This is a genomic window from Halobacillus sp. BBL2006 (assembly GCF_000786645.1).
Lineage (GTDB): Bacteria > Bacillota > Bacilli > Bacillales > Halobacillaceae > Halobacillus.
On record NZ_JRNX01000433.1, the window covers coordinates 1 to 2,830 of the forward strand.

At 41.7% G+C, this 2,830-nt stretch carries 4 protein-coding genes; all 4 read right to left on the reverse strand.

The annotated features are described in order from the left end of the window. On the reverse strand, positions 1-291 hold a 291-nt coding region (locus LD39_RS12970), incomplete at its 3' end, for an AAA family ATPase (protein ID WP_035547470.1). 18 nt (positions 292-309) lie between these two features. After that, positions 310-927 carry a Holliday junction branch migration protein RuvA gene (gene ruvA, locus LD39_RS12975; protein ID WP_035547473.1) on the reverse strand — a complete coding sequence of 206 codons (618 nt, stop codon included), beginning with the start codon at positions 925-927 and terminating at the stop codon, positions 310-312. A 128-nt stretch (positions 928-1,055) separates the two neighbouring features. After that, positions 1,056-1,628 (reverse strand): BofC C-terminal domain-containing protein, encoded by a 573-nt coding sequence (locus LD39_RS12980; RefSeq protein ID WP_035547477.1) that lies wholly within the window; start codon positions 1,626-1,628, stop codon positions 1,056-1,058. Positions 1,629-1,846: 218 nt separating this feature from the next. Next, positions 1,847-2,599 (reverse strand): YebC/PmpR family DNA-binding transcriptional regulator, encoded by a 753-nt coding sequence (locus tag LD39_RS12985; protein ID WP_035547480.1) that lies wholly within the window; start codon positions 2,597-2,599, stop codon positions 1,847-1,849. Positions 2,600-2,830: the final 231 nt, after the last annotated feature.

Here is a 2,830-nt window from a genome sequence, read left to right on the forward strand (position 1 = left end):
CGCAGCTAAATCGCCAGCTCGTTCTATTGCCGGGCCAGCCGTCGTGCGGAACTGAACTCCCATCTCATTAGCAATAATCGAAGCTAACGTTGTCTTCCCCAGTCCCGGTGGACCGTACAACAACGCGTGATCCAATGGCTCTTCCCTCATCTTCGCAGCTTCTATAAAGATACTCAAATTATTCTTTGTCAGGTCTTGACCGATGTATTGCTTGAGCGTTTCAGGGCGTAAACTTAGTTCGATCTCCTGATCTGACTCTTGCATTTCCCCAGAGATCATCCGATCCTCCATGGTTTATCTTCCTTTCCCTTATGATTTCATTAATAACTGAAGACCCTGCCTCACATAATCGTCTACGGTACCTTGTTTAGCTTTTTGCAACTCTGCACGAACCAATTTAACTTCTTTATCCGTATAACCAAGAGCCTTAAGAGCTTCAATGGCATCATCTATGTGGGCTCTAGCTTCTTTTGAAGTCAACTCTTCTTTATAAAAAATTGTATTTTCATTTTGCTCATCCGGCAGCCATACGACCAGCTTACCTTTCAAATCAAGGATCATTTGTCTCGCCGTCTTCTTTCCTACCCCGGGAAACTTGGTCAAGTATTTTTCATCTTCCTGCTCAATGGCAGAAACGAACTCCGGCACACTGACTGTGCCCAGAATCGCAAGGGCTCCCTTAGGGCCAATTCCAGATACATTCAACAACTGGGCGAAAAGCTGCTTGTCCTCTTTCTTCTTGAACCCATATAAATTCTGCTGATCTTCTCTTATATAATGATATGTATGAACTTTCACTTCTTTATTAAATTGTTCTTGAAAATGAAAAGGATTGGCACATAATACTTCATAGCCAATTCCCCCCGTCTCTATTACAACCGAATCTTCTTCGATTGTTGTCAATTGACCTTTTACATAAGTGATCATAATAAGAAATCCCCTCTACCCTTTATTGCTTAGCACTCTATATTGTAACACACAAGCACATGTTCGCCTATGTCAGAAGTGCCTATCCAGCCAAACAAAACAGCCACTTGGGCACCAGTGGCTGTTTCTTATAATTCATCTTGGGTAGAATATTGTTTAAGGACTTGCTCAAAATGATCAAAATTCTTTATTTTAATGCCACTTTTCAGTTCGGTCTTTCTTCTAGATTCCAATGGTTTTATAGGAATTGGTTTGAAGGCTTCTATCACTTTACCATTCCCAGGTTCCCCTTGAAAGACAGCAAGTTCTCCATCTTTGGTCAACCCAAAATACCCTTGCTGTTTTGTTAAAGGAGAAATATCTTTTACATCACGTTTAAATACAACTTGGTCCAATTGTTGATCTTCGACCGTCCATCCTTTATATCGCGCCCAGAAATCAACCATAGACCATATCGTTTCTTCTTGTGTCGTCGTTGCGATAACCCCGTCCATATAATGTTCTTTTAGTATGACTTTAAGCTTCAAAGGTTCGGGTTTAACAAGAGTCGGCACTGTATCATGGTCGATCGTTGCTTTCTCCTCAATGGTTCTCTGATAAGAGAGATCATTTGCAGTAACGGGGCCTTCCTGTTGCATGGTAAAGAGCTGCCATCCAACAAAAGTTATCAGCACTCCTAAAATCCACGGCCATCGTATCATTTTAGACTCCCCCTAACTAAAATAAGTTCCATTTCTAGTGTGTCCAGAAACAGAACTTATTATGAGGAAATCTATAGAGTTTCAGTTAATGTTGGAGTCTCATAGTGAAAAACGTCATCAATACACCCAATCATTTGTGTTTTCGAAAGCATATTTTCTTCTGCTATTGCCATCCCTGCACCATGAGTCCTGATTAGTTTCAGAATTCATGGATATCTTTAAGATAACTTTTCTAAAACACTTTCGTCGGCATCTAAGTTATGGTAGACTTCCTGAACATCATCATTGTCTTCAAGCATGTCAATCAACTTGAGCATTTTTTCTACCCCGTCTTCTTCAAGATACGTGTAGGTTTCAGGAATCATCGTGACTTCAGACGTTTTAAAAGTATATCCGCTTTCTTCAAGAACTTTTTTTACATCGGAAAAAGCTTCAGGTTCTGTATAAATTTCAAACAGTTCTTCCGTCGTTTCCATCTCTTCGGCCCCAGCTTCGATGACTTCAAGCATGACATCCTCTTCATCGGCTTCATTTGAATCCCTATCAATGACGAGATAGCCCTGCCGATTAAACATGAAAGAAACACAACCGTTTTCCCCGAGATTTCCATCATTTTTATTAAACGCATGACGGACATCTGCTGCCGTGCGGTTTTTGTTATCTGTCAAGACTTTCACCATCACGGCTACGCCACCGGGACCATACCCTTCGTAGGTATATTCTTCATAGTTGACCCCTTCAAGGTCTCCAGTCGCCTTTTTGATGGCACGGTCTACATTGTCATTCGGCATATTGTTTGATCTAGCCTTATCAATTGCCATACGTAAGTTAGGGTTTGTATCGGGATCCCCGCCTCCATCTTTCGCAGCCATGAAAATTTCACGAGCGAGTTTCATGAAGAGCTTCCCGCGCTTGGCGTCCTGAGCACCTTTACGATGTTTAATATTACTCCATTTTGAATGACCAGCCATGGACATTCTCCTCTCCAAAGCAAATCTTTTCCTTTAACAATATATCACATTCATAAGAGCTTATAAAAGCGTGGCGCAATGGACATTTTACCTTCATTATAGTTTTTCTTATTCCATAAAAGCTCCCGATTGTTGAAGACTCAGTTTCGAGATATCTGGGTCCGTTACTGGATTAGGACACGGGTTGGCGGGGAAACGACTCGTCCAGCTGCAACCCCCAGACACTCGCGT